This is a genomic window from Bartonella capreoli, from assembly GCF_902813205.1.
Classification (GTDB): Bacteria; Pseudomonadota; Alphaproteobacteria; order Rhizobiales; family Rhizobiaceae; genus Bartonella; species Bartonella schoenbuchensis.
Genome location: NZ_CADDZX010000002.1, coordinates 180,864 through 196,240 on the forward strand (window position 1 = coordinate 180,864; position 15,377 = coordinate 196,240).

Below are 15,377 nucleotides of genomic sequence, written 5' to 3' on the forward strand. Positions count from 1 at the left end.
TAAACTTAGAATATAAAGCTTTCAACTTATCTTAAAAAAGATACCACACTTGCTTTAAAAGAGTAATATTTTACAATAAAAATTGATAAAAATAAAAAAGAGCTAATCTTAAACAGCTATTTTTCAATTTTGCATGGATAACTTATAATATTTAAAGTTATCATAATTAACATGAGGCCTTTATGTATTGGAAAAGGCACAAAATTGATTACGCAAAACTTTTGTAAGCCTACCTTAAGCAAATATCAAAAATCAGCGTATGTAGATGAAGAAAATGGATAATACCGCATCAACTAATACAAAAGCTACTATTTCACAAATGAAAACACTTTTTGGCTAAATTAAGAATATTATAGCAATCACTTCACTTAAATCTAAGACAATTGGCGGAAAACAATTTACAATAGAAGTAATCAAAAAATCTCAAAAAAAGCAGGATAACAACAAATAAGTTAACAGAATCAAAAATCCCTAGCTTCTAATAACTCTTTTATTTTATTAGAATCTGGCGGAGAGGAAGAGATTCGAACTCTCGAGAGCCTTTTGAGCCCTACTCCCTTAGCAGGGGAGCGCCTTCGACCACTCGGCCACCTCTCCAAAAGCGGTGCATAAACGGTATCGACAAAAAGTTCAAGACATTTTCGATTTTTTTTAAAAAATCTAAAATTTTGTTTTTTTCTGCACCTTATTTAAGACGAAAAATTAACAAATAAACATTCAGGAGATATATTGTAACATTTTTGCCACAATAACCTAAATAATACATGGATAACTTTTAATAAAACCATTTCGTATTATGTATATCGAGCAAAGACTAGTATGTTGCAGCTGATGAGGGGGTCGAATCTCTTTTGATGTCGTTATCTTAATCAATTCAAAAACTGCATGATTTTACCCTTAAAACTAAACTTTAATCGGAGATTAATTATGAATATTAAAGCTCTTCTTTTAGGCTCTGCGGTAATTCTTGCAGAAATTTCTAGTGCACAAGCTCATTCAACAGTTACTGCACAATCAAAGCCTATAGAATATGTTCGTGTTTGTGATGCGTATGGTCCAGGATATTTCTATATTCCTGGAACAGAAACGTGCATTCGTTTATCAGGTTATGTTCGTGCTGACTTCAAAAGTGGTGATAAGATCGATGCAAAAACTAATGCTGATTTAAATAACGATCAAAACACCTATCGCATAGCTTCACGCTTAACCCTTATTTTTCAAACTGCTTCTGAAACCGAATTAGGAACACTTCGTTCACATGCAGAAATCCGTTCGGACTGGAACAGTGGAAAAGACAAAAGTGGTGGAGCGCTTCGTTCTGCTTATATTGAGCTTGGTGGTTTTCGCATAGGTCTTGATGATACAATTTTTAATCATTGGACTGGTTTTTATGGTAAAGTCATCAATGATGACCTTGTAGCGCCAGCAGGAAATACACGTACCAATGTTATTTCTTATACTTACAATAGCAATGCTGGGTTTTCTGCTATTATCGGAGCTGAGACAGGTAATGCTTCAGGCCCTTCTCCTTTAAATAGCTATTACTATGTTAATAAAGATGGCTCAATTACCAATGTTATTGATGCTCCAAGTAAATATATAAAAGGTTATACTCCGAATATTCTTTTGGGTATGAAATTTTTCCAAGAATGGGGAGGTGTATCAACAGTTGCAGCTTATGACGCTTACTATAAAAAATGGGCGGGTAAAATGCGTGTTGACTTCAATGTTAACGACTACTTAAGCCTCTGGGCTATGGGTGGTTATAAAAACAATCTTGATTATTACACCGAAAGTGATGACCGTATATTATCACGAGAAAATACTACAATTTATGCAAACTGGGGCGGTAAATGGGCTGCTTGGACTGGTGCAACCTATAAGATTACACCAAAAGCAAATCTAAATGCTCAAATTTCTTACAGTGCTGTAAAAACTTTCTCAACCTCTGTTAATATTGCATACACATTGGTTCCAGGTTTCACTATTACACCTGAGTTAACTTATGTTTCTTGGAATGACAATCGCAGTTTCGCTAGTGCTTCTGGAAAAAGCTATATAACTGCTTTAAATGGAAAAAATGCCTTGCAAGGTATGATTCGCTTCCAGCGTTCATTCTAATAATTTAAGAATTACGCTCTTAAAAACTGGCAGTCTAAACTGCCAGTTTTTTTTATTTCTTAAAAATATCCATAAAGTCATAAAACATTAAATTTACTCATCATTATCCCATGACCTAAATTAGGTTGCTTTATGAAAATATTTATATGAATTAATTCGATAGCGTATTGATAAACATACGTCTCAACTTTTATATAAGTCATAAGAAATTAAGTGCAAATTTTGATCGCCAATGTAATTTCTTATAATGTAGTTTCTTATTAAGATCGTGTGAATGCCTTTAAATGTTAATTTAAAACTTTGATCTACCGTTAAGAGTTTTATCTGCACACTTTCATAGTTTGAGACTATCTATCAATAACAGCTATTTAAAACAAATAATCAATTTATGAGTCTTAATAGTCCTTCTGATATTGAGATATGTACTTATTGGAGTGGCAACTATATCTCTCAAAATAACAAGTCACTATATCTAATATTATCTAGCAAACGTATTGTGCTCTGCTGGCTCTTGACCCCAATTATTGTTAAACTTTAAGGAATATGCCACGAGTACGTAGCAATAACTAATATTCTATCTTTTACGTTGGATATCATATAGTATGTGAATTAATGACAACACATTCTTTATGCTGCTTTCTTGAAAGAATGCTTAATGTTATTAGCTAATTATTTGCAATGATTTTTGCCTTCATCCTTCCAAAATATTCTAAAATCGTTGAGAACATATCTTTGCGATTGACAACATAAACATTTAAGCTGATCATAATTAGGAAATAAAATGCTCTGATCATGGTTGGGATATTATAAGCAAATATATTAAAAATTTTTACTGGCTTTCTCACAATGAAATCTTCAGAGCTTGATTAGATAATACGTGTTGGGGGTAAAGTGATATTGTATACAACCTCACTAAAGTGCACCTTATTAGTTGAATACATTTTTGTTAATCCTGCAATGCGTTTTTTAATTATGAATTTATAAGGAAAAAGTTTGTGCAAAAAAACACTCCATCAGTTAGTTGCAGTCCCTTTCCCGCCTCACGCAAAATTTATCAACAAAGTTCTCTCTTTGCTAATGTGCGTGTACCATTACGCGAGATTTCACTGACAGATGGTTGTGATGAAAAATCTTTAAACGTTTACGATACTTCAGGGCCCTATACCGATAAAGATGCTGTCATTGATATCACTAAAGGACTTCCTGCAATCAGTAAATATTGGCTATCTGAACGTGCTGACACTGAATCTTATCCTGCTCGATTAGTCAAACCTGAAGATAATGGCTATACTCACGATAACAACCTTACACCAGCCTTTGAACAAAAAAGGCCTATTTTGCGTGCAAAAAATGGAAAAACAATTACACAGATGGCTTATGCACGTGCCGGTATTATTACTGCAGAAATGGAATATGTTGCTATCCGTGAAAATGAAGGTCTAACAGAACAAGACCAACAAAAAACAGCATTAAATAATAAGGCATTTAGTGCATCAATACCAGAAATCTATACTGCAGAATTTGTACGCAATGAAATTGCTTGCGGACGAGCTATCATTCCTAAAAATATCAATCATCCAGAATGCGAACCAATGATTATTGGGCGTAATTTTCGTGTTAAAATTAATGCTAATATCGGCAATTCAGCAGTCACTTCATCTATGACAGAAGAAGTTGAAAAAATGGTTTGGGCCATTCGCTGGGGAGCAGATACAGTTATGGATCTTTCAACAGGGCGCAATATTCATAATATTCGTGAGTGGATTATTCGAAATTCTCCAGTTCCCATTGGAACCGTTCCAATTTACCAAGCACTCGAAAAAGTGCACGGTATTGCTGAAAATTTAACATGGGATATTTTTCGCGATACCCTCATTGAACAAGCAGAACAAGGTGTTGATTATTTTACTATTCATGCAGGAGTAAGATTACCTTTCATTCCGCTTACTATTGATCGCGTAACAGGTATTGTTTCACGTGGGGGATCTATTATGGCTAAGTGGTGTTTGTATCACCACAAAGAAAATTTTTTATATGAACATTTTGATGAAATTTGTGACATTGCACGCACATATGATGTTTCTCTTTCATTGGGTGATGGATTGCGTCCTGGTTCTATTGCTGATGCTAATGATGAAGCTCAATTTGCTGAATTGAAGACTTTAGGAGAATTAACAAAAATTGCATGGGAAAAAGACGTACAAGTTATGATCGAAGGACCTGGTCATGTGCCAATGCATAAAATTAAAGAAAATATGGAACAACAGCTAGCTCTTTGTCATGAAGCACCCTTTTATACCTTAGGCCCCCTTACAACTGACATTGCCCCTGGATATGACCATATTACATCAGCAATTGGAGCTGCTATGATCGGTTGGTTTGGAACTGCCATGCTTTGCTATGTAACACCTAAAGAGCATCTAGGACTGCCTGACAAAAATGATGTAAAAACTGGTGTTATCACTTATAAAATCGCTGCCCATGCTGCTGATCTTGCCAAAGGCCTTCCTAGAGCTCAAATGCGTGATGACGCTCTTTCACGTGCACGGTTTGATTTCCGGTGGTATGATCAATTTAATCTCTCACTTGATCCAGACACAGCACGTGCTTTTCATGATGAAACTCTGCCCAAAGAGGCACATAAATTAACCCATTTTTGTTCTATGTGTGGACCAAAGTTCTGCTCAATGCGCATTTCTCATGATATCCGTGATGCAGTAGAAACAAAAAAAGTGAAAGATGAAGGCATGGTTGCCATGGCCGAACAATATCGAAAGAACGGTGATCTCTATATAGAAGCTGTTCCTACAAAAAAAGAAATAGTAAACGGTTGAAAAATATTCTTGTAAAAGGTGCAGGTGTAGGCGGTTTAACAGTTGCCTTTATGTTACAACAAAAAGGCGCAACTGTTACTGTATCTGCTCCCCCCCATTCCCCCATAGGGACTGCAAGCTGGTATGCAGGAGGTATGCTAGCGCCTTATTGTGAAAGAGAAAGCTCTGAACCAATTGTTGAAGATCTTGGTATACAAGGTTTACAATGGTGGAAAGAAATACTCCCCGAAATTGTGATACAAAAAGGCACTTTAGTCATTGCACCCACACGAGATATAACAGAACTTAAACGATTTTCAGTGCGCACCAATAATCACAAAACTATAGAAGGCTCAGAAATAGCGCATCTTGAACCTGATCTTGCAGAACGTTTTAATTATGCACTTTTTTATGAAAATGAAGCACATATTGATCCCCGTAAAGCACTGATTATTTTAAAAGAGACTCTCATAAAAAACGGAGCATGTTTTGCTGATATAGGAGTGCTTGAAAAGAATTTTGACATCATTATTGATGCAACAGGAATAGCGCGTTTAGGAAAAGACAAAAATATACGGGGAGTACGCGGGGAAATGCTTTTAATACGCAGTACAGATATTCAAATTTCTCGCCCCATTCGTCTTCTTCATCCACGTATTCCACTCTATATCGTTCCCCGAGAAGATAACATTTTTATGGTTGGAGCAACAATGATTGAAAGTGACTTTAATGGTGCAATTTCGGCAAGATCAATGATGGAATTTCTTAATGCTGCCTATACTTTGCATCCTGCTTTTGCAGAAGCAGAAATTATAGAATCTGGCGTCGGTGTACGTCCATGCTATCCTAATAATTTACCTTGCGTTAATAGACACGGTAATCATATTTCTATTAATGGTTTTTATAGACATGGTTTTCTTTTGTCTCCAGAAATGGCAAAACAAGCAGTAAAACTAGCATTGGAATAAAGCATGCAAATATTGGTCAATGGTCAAATGCTCCAGACAGAAGTAACTTACCTCAATTTACTTCTTGAAGAATTAGGTTATGAAGGAAATTGGCTAGCAACCGCTGTAAATTCTGAAGTTGTTCCTGCAGATGCACGAAATCAATTTGTTTTGCATGAAGGAGATAGAATTGAAATTCTAAGCCCAATGCAAGGAGGTTGAAACTATGTTGAATTTTTATGGCTCTCAGTTCTCTTCCCGCCTTTTATTAGGAACAGCTCAATATCCTTCACCAGCAATCCTTCGTGAAGCCATTCGTAAATCTAATACAGAAATTGTGACAGTTTCATTGCGTCGAGAAACTGCAGGCGGAAAACAAGGCGGACAATTTTGGCAATTTTTAAAAGAACTTAACGTAACAGTACTCCCTAATACTGCCGGCTGTTATACTGTTAAAGAAGCTGTTACCACAGCCCAATTAGCACGAGATCTCTTTAAGACACCTTGGATTAAACTCGAAGTTATAGGTAATTCGGATACATTACAGCCAAATGTTTTTGCCTTAGTTGAAGCAGCAAAAATTCTAAACAATGAAGGGTTTCAAATTTTTGCCTATACAACAGATGATCTCATTGTAGCTGAAAAACTCTTAGAAGCTGGCTGCCGTGTCATTATGCCTTGGTGTGCTCCTATTGGATCTGCCAAAGGCCCCTGTAACACTGACGGATTGCGTTCTATCCGTGCTTATTTGCCTGATCTTACTCTTGTTATCGATGCCGGCATTGGGCGACCATCGCACGCCGCTATTGCTATGGAACTTGGTTATGATGCAGTATTGCTCAACACCGCTGTTGCCAAAGCAGGTGACCCTGTATTAATGGCTGAAGCATTTTCTCACGCTATTAAAGCAGGACGTATGGGGTACAAAGCAGGAATCCTTGAAGCACGCAATGTAGCTGTGCCTTCAACACCAGTTATTGGACAAGCAGTATTTTCATGAAACTTGATCCATTTTATCTCATCGTTGACAATGCCGATTGGGTTGAACGCTTGGTTCCTCTCGGGGTTAAACTGATACAATTACGTATGAAAAACAAAAATATAGAAATAATAAACCACCATATAAAACGAGCAAAAAATATATGCGATAAATTTGGAGCACAATTAGTCATTAATGATTATTGGGAAATAGCAATCGATGAAAAGTGCGATTTTATTCATCTTGGACAAGAAGATTTATGCAACGCTGACATTCCTGCAATCCGTAAAAATGGTATTAAATTTGGTCTTAGCACTCATGATGAACATGAATTAGATATTAGTATGTCTTTTTCTCCTGAATATATTGCGCTTGGTCCGATTTATCCGACAATCTTAAAAAAAATGAAATGGGCTCCACAAGGATTAGAAAAAATCAAACAATGGAAAAAACGGATTGGAGCTTTGCCTTTAGTTGGCATTGGTGGTTTAACACCAGAACGCGCAATTGATGTTTTGGAAGCAGGGGCTAATAGTGCTGCTGTTGTAACCGATATTATTTTACATAAAAAACCAGAAGAGCGCACCCAACAGTGGATGAAGGTAACTCAAAAATGGCGTTAATTCCTTCTATTCTTATTGTTGCTGGTACTGATCCAACAGGTGGTGCTGGCATTGTTCGCGATATAGAGACAGCTGCATATTTTCAAACAAAAGCAAGTTTAGCAATCACCTGTGTTAATGTGCAAGATGACAACCACGTTGCCAAAATTGTACCCATGAGTGGAGAATTTGTTGGCGCACAAATGCGAGTGGCCTTAGAAGCCAATCTTATACGCGCAATCAAAATCGGAATGATAGGCACTCAAGAAATTATAGTGGAAATCTGCAATGTATTAGAAGACTACTCCCATATTCCAGTTGTTTTTGATCCTGTTCTTACTGCCTCATCAGGGGGAAAACTTACAACAGAAAAAACTACAGAAATTATGCTTAATAAACTGCTTCCTCACATTGAACTTTTAACACCTAATATGGAAGAACTAGCTCTTCTTAGCCAAAGTCCATTAGCTTCTAATTGTGAAGAGGCAATACAACAAGCCAAAAAACTTCTTTCATTTGGTCCGCGCTATATATTGATAAAAGGTGGACACGCACATGGCGCTTTTGCAACCGACATTTTAATTGATAAAACCCAAGCAATAAATATTTCTGCCCCACGTTTAAAAGGAGAAATGCGTGGAACAGGTTGCATCCTTTCAAGTGCCATTACTGCACATTTGGCATTCAACAAATCTATAATGACAGCCGTAAAAAAATCAAAAGAATATCTTTATACACTGCTTTTAAATCACTCTCAAAAAGAGCATTAAAATTTTAAACACTATTCCATTTTCTTTTAAAATTGTTTTAATCCTTTTATATCACGTGAAACTTGCTTATAATGGAATAAAATAACTGGTTTTAGAGTAATCGCGTGATACTAAAACGTATAAATACATTGAAATGATCCATCACGCACTTTTAGCAAATACAAAATATAAATTATACCCTTACATCTTTCACATCGCATAAATCATACAGAAAACCTGTGTATCAATAAGGGCATAGATAAAAGTTCCAGTCATTTGCACGCCAAAGAAAAACTATGAACTTCAATTATTGAATCTTATAATTTCATTAAGGCCAGTTTCTAAAAAATCATCAAACAATATTACTATACCTTCATTCGTAATAAAATACATTATAAAGCTTGAAGAATAATTCTGCTTGGTTTATCCATTAATGGATTGGTTACAAGTAAAAAAGCGAAATGTCAGAACAAACTCAATGTTTAATCTCATATGAAGAACTATTAAGCTTTTATAAAGAAAGTGGTGTAGATGCTGCGCTTAACGACACGCCAATTGACCGTTTTAGCCAATCTGCTATTTTAGAGCAAAAATCAAAACAAGCAGTTGATATTATCCATCATAAACAAACTTCCCAACCCATAAAACTGCATAACAAACCACCGCATAACCTTGACAATAAAACACATGACACGCTCTCAGCTATAGAGATGGCAAAAAATGCCCATACACTTGACGAATTAAAATCTGCCCTCCTCGCTTTTAATGGTTGCTCATTAAAACTGACAGCTAAAAACACCTGTTTTTCAGATGGAACAGCAGGAAGTCCACTTATGCTTATAGGAGAAGCACCAGGACGAGACGAAGATATACAAGGAATTCCGTTCGTTGGAAAAGCAGGAATGCTACTTAACAAAATATTGGCATCTATTGGTCTAACAAGAAAAAATGTTTATATAGCAAACACTATTCCATGGCGCCCACCTGGAAATCGCACACCAACACCAAGAGAGGTTGCATTATGTCGCCCCTTTATTGAACGACAAATTGAGCTAGCTAACCCTCGTGTTCTTATTGCGCTAGGAGGAACTGCTGCACAATTTCTTACAGGGGCTCAAGGCGGAATTATACGCATAAGGGGAAAGTGGCAAATCTATGAGAGCGCAAATAACGTTAAAATACCTGTTATGCCAACTTTTCATCCTGCTTATCTTTTACGAACCCCTAGTCAAAAAAAGCTTACATGGATGGATTTTTTAGAAGTAAAAGACCGTCTTAATAATCTTTTATAACTCATTGATCTTCCTTCTTCTAAAAATACAAACACTTAATTACTCACATCCCTAAATACAATAAGGAAAAAATTATGAAACAACCAACTATTCCCACTTATCATTTGGAAGATTATCAGCCCACACCTTACACTATACCCAAAACGCAGCTTGATTTTTGCTTAGAGCCAACAAAAACTCGTGTTACAGCAACATTACTGATTGAGCCTCGTGAAAATATAAAAAAATTAACACCTTTGGTACTTTCTGGTGACGAACTTACACTAATTTCTGTTGCCATAAATGGTGAAAAATTAGCTGACAATACTTACAAAAGCACCCCTTCATATCTGGAAATTACAACTCCACCTACTTCTCCTTTTACATTGCAATTGGTTACAGAATTAAACCCTGAAAATAACCGCAAACTCATGGGGCTTTACCTTTCAAACGGTGTTTATTGCACACAGTGTGAAGCGGAAGGTTTTCGCCGTATTACTTATTTTTATGACCGCCCAGATGTTCTTTCCACTTATACAGTAAGAATTGAAGCAGATTCTCACACAATTCCTATCTTGCTTTCTAATGGTAACCTTGTTGAAACAGGAACCCTTGATAACAACCGTCACTTTGCCATTTGGGAAGACCCTTATCCGAAACCATCCTACCTCTTTGCTCTAGTTGGTGGAGATCTTGATGAGTTAGAAGATCATTTTACCACGGAATCTGGGCGGCGTGTCAAACTTGGCATCTATGTAGAAAAAGGAAAAACAAAACGAGCAATCTATGCGATGGATGCACTCAAGCGCTCCATGCGTTGGGATGAGCAGTGCTTTGGACGCAAATATGATCTTGATGTTTTCAATATTGTTGCTGTCTCAGATTTCAATATGGGTGCAATGGAAAATAAAGGATTAAACATTTTTAATGATAAATATGTCCTTGCAGACCATGAAACAGCAACCGACCATGATTACCGAAATGTTGAACGTGTTATTGCACATGAATATTTCCACAATTGGACGGGAAATCGTATTACGTGCCGTGATTGGTTCCAGCTCTGTTTAAAAGAAGGATTAACTGTTTACCGCGATCAGGAATTTTCTGCAGATCAAAATGTACGCAGCCTACAGCGAATTGAAAACATAAAAACTCTGAAAGCTACACAATTTTCTGAAGATGCTGGTCCATTGGCTCATCCTGTACGACCTCGTCAATATAGTCAAATCAACAATTTTTATACTACGACTATCTATGAGAAAGGAGCAGAAGTGGTCCGCATGGTGCACACTATTTTAGGCCCTACTCTGTTTCGTAAAGGTATGGATCTCTATTTTCAACGCCATGATGGGCAAGCATGCACTATTGAGGATTTTATCACCTGTTTTGCTGAAGTCTCTGGTAAAGATTTTTCACAATTTATGTTGTGGTATGAACAAGCTGGTACGCCTAATGTGAAAATCGATAGTGATTATAACAATGGCGTTTTAACAATTCATGCAAAACAACATATTCCAGCAACACCACAACAAAACGAAAAAAAACCTATGCTCATTCCTATCGCTTTTGGCTTACTGGGGCATAAGGGAGAAGCGTTAACTTATGAATCTGATGCAAATATTCAAGCAGATGTTATGATACTATCTCAAGAAACTCAGACCTTTACATTAAAAGGATTGAGTGAAAAGCCTGTTTTATCACTTCTTAGAAATTTTTCTGCCCCTATTACTTTACAAACCCCATTCAATGAAGATGAACTGATCTTTCTTGCTAAAAACGATAGTAATCAAATTAATCGCTGGCAATCACTCAACCATCTGATAACGCAAGCCCTTATTCAAGTAATTAAAGATAAAACGCTAGAAAAGAGTGGCATGCCCTCTAATTTGCTAGAACTCATCGAAATTATCGTTAAAGATGAAAATCTTGAACCTGAATTTCGTGCATTTTGCTTAAGCTTACCTAGCGAAGTTGAACTTGCTCGCACACTTGCTGAAAATGTCGATCCAGATCGTATTCATCACGTGCGTAATCAATTTTTAGCTTCTATCGCACACACTCATCAAGAACTCTTAACAAAAATCTATACACAGATGGAGATAAAAGAGCCTTATTCACCAAACACTGCACAAATTGGAAAACGAGCATTACGCAATGTTATATTAGACTATCTTTCTATTGCAGAAAACAAACCAGACCGTGCTGCCACACAATATGCAATGGCTGATAATATGACTGACCGCGTGGCCAGCATAACGATTTTAGTGCAACGCTTTAATGAAAGTAAACAAGCACAAGACGCCTTAAATGATTTTGAAAACCGATATCGTCACGATCCTTTGGTTATGGATAAATGGTTTTCTATTCAAGCAATGGTTGCTGGAGAGGCAACACTTAGCCAGATTCAAAAACTCATGAAACATCCGCTCTTTTCACAGGATAATCCTAATCGAGTTCGTGCCCTGATTGGTGCCTTTGCAGCAGGAAACCAAACAGGTTTTAATAGAGTTGATGGAGCAGCTTATCATTTCCTTTGCCAAATCATCTTAGAAATTGATAAAAAGAATCCACAGCTTTCTTCGAGATTATTAACAATTATGCGCTCCTGGCGACAATGGGAGCCCATTCGGCAGCAGAAACTTGAAACTGCATTAAAAACAATTGCAGCAGCACCTAAATTGTCAAGTGATGTAGCAGATATCATTAATCGTATGCTCAATTAAAATATATTTATAATCAATATATTATAAGATGTTTTGAAGCTAAATTAGAAATATCTATTCAATAAAGGTAAGCTCATAAACAAGTCGTGCAAGCTTGTTTATGAGCAATATTAAAGCGTTTTCAATAGTCAATAATTTACGTTCATAGCAGTAAAATTACTTTCTCCTAAAAAAAAGACTAGACAGAAGACTCCTGTTTTGATTCACTGTACCCACTGGTTTGTTATGAGTACAGAAATAGTTTTCCAGTCATATTATTCATGATTAGAGGAACCAGAAATGGAGAAATTGGACGTATATAATGCGCCCACAGGAATATATTCCGATTCAAAGCCGAGCGTTCAAAATCGCAAGGCACAGGAAGCGTATATTGATTTACTTTCTGGTTCAATTCATAAAAAACTTTTATCGATTGAGCCTTGGCTACGTCGGTCTATCCCATTTATCATCATTCTTTTTCTCATTGTGTTAGCAGCAGTCCGCTTTGTGTCAATTTATGACTTACGCCATACGATTGATAAAGATACGCGCTCTACAATGAATCTATTAGCTGCTTACATCGTAAATACGATTGATCGTGACTTATCTACCGTTACCAAGCAAGGAAAAACTACTAGTCTTTCTCATAGTCATTTAGAAGATATCCTTGTTGATCTGCGTAACCAAAACCTTGTCAATACCAATACTATAATCGCTATAGTCGATCAAAATGAAAATGTTTTAGCTTCATCTAGTTCAGAGGTAATCTTAGGAAAACCTTTAAAAAATTTCATCTCTGAAAATGCCGCTTTAGAGTCTCTTAAACAGCACACTGGCGCTACACAAATCAAAATAGGAACAGAACCTGCCTTAGCTTTATTTAGCCAAACAAAAAATAGTCAATATAGCGTATTTATGAGTGAAAAAACACACGACATCTATATGGAATGGCGTAAAATCTTCTCATTAAATATGACTTTATTCATAGGAACCACCGGTATTATACTGGCCCTTCTTTATGCATATTACAATCAAGTTTTACGCGCACATAATATGAATCTGGTTTCAGAAAAAAATCAAAACCGTATTGATATGGCAATGATGCGTGGACGTTGTGGATTGTGGGATTGGAATATGGCAAGCGGTCGAGTATATTGGTCACGAGCCATGTATGAAATGCTTGGTTATGTGCCTCAAGATGCATTGCTGTCAATTTCTCAAATTACTGCCATCATCAACCCAACTGATACTAATTTCTTTGATCTCGCTCAGGAATTAATGAGCGGTGAAAAAAAACACATCGATATTAATATTCCCATGCGTCATGCTGATGGTCATTATATATGGATGCGTTTTCGTGCCGAAGTTACTGAAGGAGAAGAGCCTCATTTAGTTGGTATTTCCTTCGATATTAGTGAACAACGTCAACTTGCTGAACAAACAGCACAAGCTGACCTTCGTATTCGCGATGCTATTGAAAATATTTCAGAATCTTTTGTATTGTGGGATTCTGAAGGGCGTTTAGTTATGTCCAATAGCAAATTTTGCGAATATGCAGCTATCCCAAAACAAATGCTGCAATCAGGCATTCAACGTGCGACTGTTGAAGCTATGGCACGTCCTGCTATTAATGAATATCTCCTCAAAGAAGATGGAGCTGGTAATTTAACCAGTATTCGCCAAACCGCAGATGGATGCTGGCTCAAAATTAATGAACGGCGTACACAAGATGGAGGGCTTGTTTGCACTGGTACTGACATTTCCGAACTTAAACAACAGCAAGAAAAATTTAAAAACAGCGAAAAAAGCCTTTTTTCTTTCATTCAAGAACTCAAACGTGCACGAGGAAATGCCCAGCAACGTGCAACAGAGGTTGAAAAACTGAACAAAAGTCTGCAAGCAGAAAAAGAGCGAGCTGAAAGTGCTAATAAAGCTAAATCAGAATTTTTAGCCAATATATCCCATGAATTACGTACACCTCTTAACGCTATTCTTGGTTTTTCAGATATCATGTTGCAATCTACCTTTGGCCCTCTTGGTTCACAACGCTATAAAGAATATATGCGTGATATTCACAATTCAGGAACACATCTTTTAACTCTCATCAATGATATCCTTGATATGTCAAAAATCGAAGCTGGAAGATTTACTCTTGATTGTCAAAATATTGATCTTGGACCAATCATCAGTGAAGCAGTTCGAACACTTACCCCACAAGCACAAGAAAAAAAGGTTTCCGTTACAGAGAATATTGCACCAAAACTTCATGCTGAAGTTGATTGCCGTGCCATAAGACAGATTTTCCTTAATCTTATTTCCAATGCCGTTAAGTTTACACCTTCTGGTGGCAATATTGATGTTTGTGCCTTCCAGAAAGAAAATAACCTTATCTTTAAAATAAAAGATACAGGAGTTGGTATTCCTCAAGCAGCAATAAAAAAACTTGGGCAACCCTTTGAACAAGTTGAAAATCAATTTACCAAAACTCATACCGGCTCAGGCCTTGGGTTAGCTATTTCTCGTTCTCTCGTTAAACTACACAAAGGAAAACTTGAAATTACTTCTAAAGAAGAAAAAGGTACAACTGTAACTATTACAATGCCAATTCAACAAAATTAAAATTTTCAAACAAAATATTCTTGCCGTTCTCGATGAAGCAAAATTTGTTTTCGTTGAATACCCCAACGATAACCTGCAATAGCGCCATTTTTGTATATCACACGATGGCAAGGAATGACTAATGCCAACTTATTATGTGCACACGCATTTGCAACCGCACGAACAGCCTTCGGCATACCGATATGTTGCGCTAATTCTTTATAAGAAACCGTTTCCCCACACTGTACTTCACATAATGCACCCCACACTTTTTGTTGAAAAGCTGTACCTTTAATATCTAATTGTAAATCATGATGTTCTACCAATTTAGGAGTTTCCACCATTGCTACAATATGCGCAATTTCTCTATTTAATACATTGTCATCAATATTGTATTGCACATTGGTTATTTTCAATTCCTGTAATAACTGTCCGGCAGTATCGCCTAAAGCTATATTACAAATACCTTTGCGAGATTTTGCAATTAAGAGAACCCCTATTGATGTCTCTTTCAAAATAACAACAATCGCATCTTGCGAATTCTTGTTCTTAAGCCCTATCATGAATGCTTTTCGAGAATTGAGTTAACACTTTG

The 15,377-nt window shown here is 36.6% G+C and carries 11 protein-coding genes and 1 tRNA gene; 10 read left to right on the plus strand and 2 right to left on the minus strand.

What is annotated here, in order from left to right; genetic code table 11:
• Nucleotides 1-506: 506 nt before the first annotated feature.
• Nucleotides 507-597: transfer RNA gene (locus J7R05_RS02790), tRNA-Ser, on the minus strand.
• Nucleotides 598-927: 330 nt separating this feature from the next.
• Between J7R05_RS02790 and J7R05_RS02795 the strand changes: the two genes are divergently transcribed.
• The 10 genes from J7R05_RS02795 to J7R05_RS02840 all read left to right on the plus strand — a co-directional run bounded on the left by J7R05_RS02795 (nucleotide 928) and on the right by J7R05_RS02840 (nucleotide 14,803).
• On the plus strand, nucleotides 928-2,121 hold the full coding sequence (locus tag J7R05_RS02795) for a porin (protein ID WP_208541104.1): 1,194 nt from the start codon (nucleotides 928-930) through the stop codon (nucleotides 2,119-2,121).
• Between the two features lie 995 nt (nucleotides 2,122-3,116).
• A complete protein-coding gene (thiC, locus tag J7R05_RS02800; protein ID WP_208541105.1) occupies nucleotides 3,117-4,955 on the plus strand; it encodes a phosphomethylpyrimidine synthase ThiC in 1,839 nt (612 codons plus the stop codon).
• Nucleotides 4,952-5,902, plus strand: a complete 951-nt coding sequence (locus tag J7R05_RS02805) for an FAD-dependent oxidoreductase (protein ID WP_208541106.1) — start codon at nucleotides 4,952-4,954, stop codon at nucleotides 5,900-5,902. The genes thiC and J7R05_RS02805 overlap by 4 nt, the downstream gene beginning before the upstream one ends.
• A gap of 3 nt (nucleotides 5,903-5,905) precedes the next feature.
• On the plus strand, nucleotides 5,906-6,103 hold the full coding sequence (gene thiS, locus J7R05_RS02810; RefSeq protein WP_208541107.1) for a sulfur carrier protein ThiS: 198 nt from the start codon (nucleotides 5,906-5,908) through the stop codon (nucleotides 6,101-6,103).
• Nucleotides 6,104-6,107: 4 nt separating this feature from the next.
• Nucleotides 6,108-6,881, plus strand: coding sequence for a thiazole synthase (locus tag J7R05_RS02815; protein WP_078689545.1), 774 nt, complete (start codon nucleotides 6,108-6,110; stop codon nucleotides 6,879-6,881).
• Nucleotides 6,878-7,483 (plus strand): thiamine phosphate synthase, encoded by a 606-nt coding sequence (locus J7R05_RS02820; protein WP_078689544.1) that lies wholly within the window; start codon nucleotides 6,878-6,880, stop codon nucleotides 7,481-7,483. Before J7R05_RS02815 ends, J7R05_RS02820 begins: the two co-directional genes overlap by 4 nt.
• Nucleotides 7,474-8,232 carry a hydroxymethylpyrimidine/phosphomethylpyrimidine kinase gene (locus J7R05_RS02825; protein WP_208541108.1) on the plus strand — a complete coding sequence of 253 codons (759 nt, stop codon included), beginning with the start codon at nucleotides 7,474-7,476 and terminating at the stop codon, nucleotides 8,230-8,232. The genes J7R05_RS02820 and J7R05_RS02825 overlap by 10 nt, the downstream gene beginning before the upstream one ends.
• Nucleotides 8,233-8,672: 440 nt before the next feature.
• Nucleotides 8,673-9,503, plus strand: coding sequence for a uracil-DNA glycosylase (locus J7R05_RS02830; protein WP_010703517.1), 831 nt, complete (start codon nucleotides 8,673-8,675; stop codon nucleotides 9,501-9,503).
• Between the two features lie 74 nt (nucleotides 9,504-9,577).
• Nucleotides 9,578-12,205, plus strand: a complete 2,628-nt coding sequence (gene pepN, locus J7R05_RS02835; protein WP_208541109.1) for an aminopeptidase N — start codon at nucleotides 9,578-9,580, stop codon at nucleotides 12,203-12,205.
• A gap of 279 nt (nucleotides 12,206-12,484) precedes the next feature.
• Nucleotides 12,485-14,803 (plus strand): PAS domain-containing sensor histidine kinase, encoded by a 2,319-nt coding sequence (locus tag J7R05_RS02840; RefSeq protein ID WP_208541110.1) that lies wholly within the window; start codon nucleotides 12,485-12,487, stop codon nucleotides 14,801-14,803.
• A gap of 5 nt (nucleotides 14,804-14,808) precedes the next feature.
• Here the strand turns inward: J7R05_RS02840 and J7R05_RS02845 are convergent, their stop codons facing one another.
• Nucleotides 14,809-15,345 (minus strand): methylated-DNA--[protein]-cysteine S-methyltransferase, encoded by a 537-nt coding sequence (locus J7R05_RS02845; RefSeq protein ID WP_010703514.1) that lies wholly within the window; start codon nucleotides 15,343-15,345, stop codon nucleotides 14,809-14,811.
• Nucleotides 15,346-15,377 lie beyond the last annotated feature (32 nt).

Bases quoted from the DNA above. Each gene is read 5' to 3' on its own strand.
- pepN (WP_208541109.1), top strand. From the start codon at position 9,578: ATGAAACAACCAACTATTCCCACTTATCATTTGGAAGATTATCAGCCC.
- J7R05_RS02825 (WP_208541108.1), top strand. From the start codon at position 7,474: ATGGCGTTAATTCCTTCTATTCTTATTGTTGCTGGTACTGATCCAACA.
- J7R05_RS02795 (WP_208541104.1), top strand. From the start codon at position 928: ATGAATATTAAAGCTCTTCTTTTAGGCTCTGCGGTAATTCTTGCAGAA.
- J7R05_RS02815 (WP_078689545.1), top strand. From the start codon at position 6,108: ATGTTGAATTTTTATGGCTCTCAGTTCTCTTCCCGCCTTTTATTAGGA.
- J7R05_RS02845 (WP_010703514.1), bottom strand. From the start codon at position 15,345: ATGATAGGGCTTAAGAACAAGAATTCGCAAGATGCGATTGTTGTTATT.
- J7R05_RS02830 (WP_010703517.1), top strand. From the start codon at position 8,673: ATGTCAGAACAAACTCAATGTTTAATCTCATATGAAGAACTATTAAGC.
- thiS (WP_208541107.1), top strand. From the start codon at position 5,906: ATGCAAATATTGGTCAATGGTCAAATGCTCCAGACAGAAGTAACTTAC.
- J7R05_RS02840 (WP_208541110.1), top strand. From the start codon at position 12,485: ATGGAGAAATTGGACGTATATAATGCGCCCACAGGAATATATTCCGAT.
- J7R05_RS02820 (WP_078689544.1), top strand. From the start codon at position 6,878: ATGAAACTTGATCCATTTTATCTCATCGTTGACAATGCCGATTGGGTT.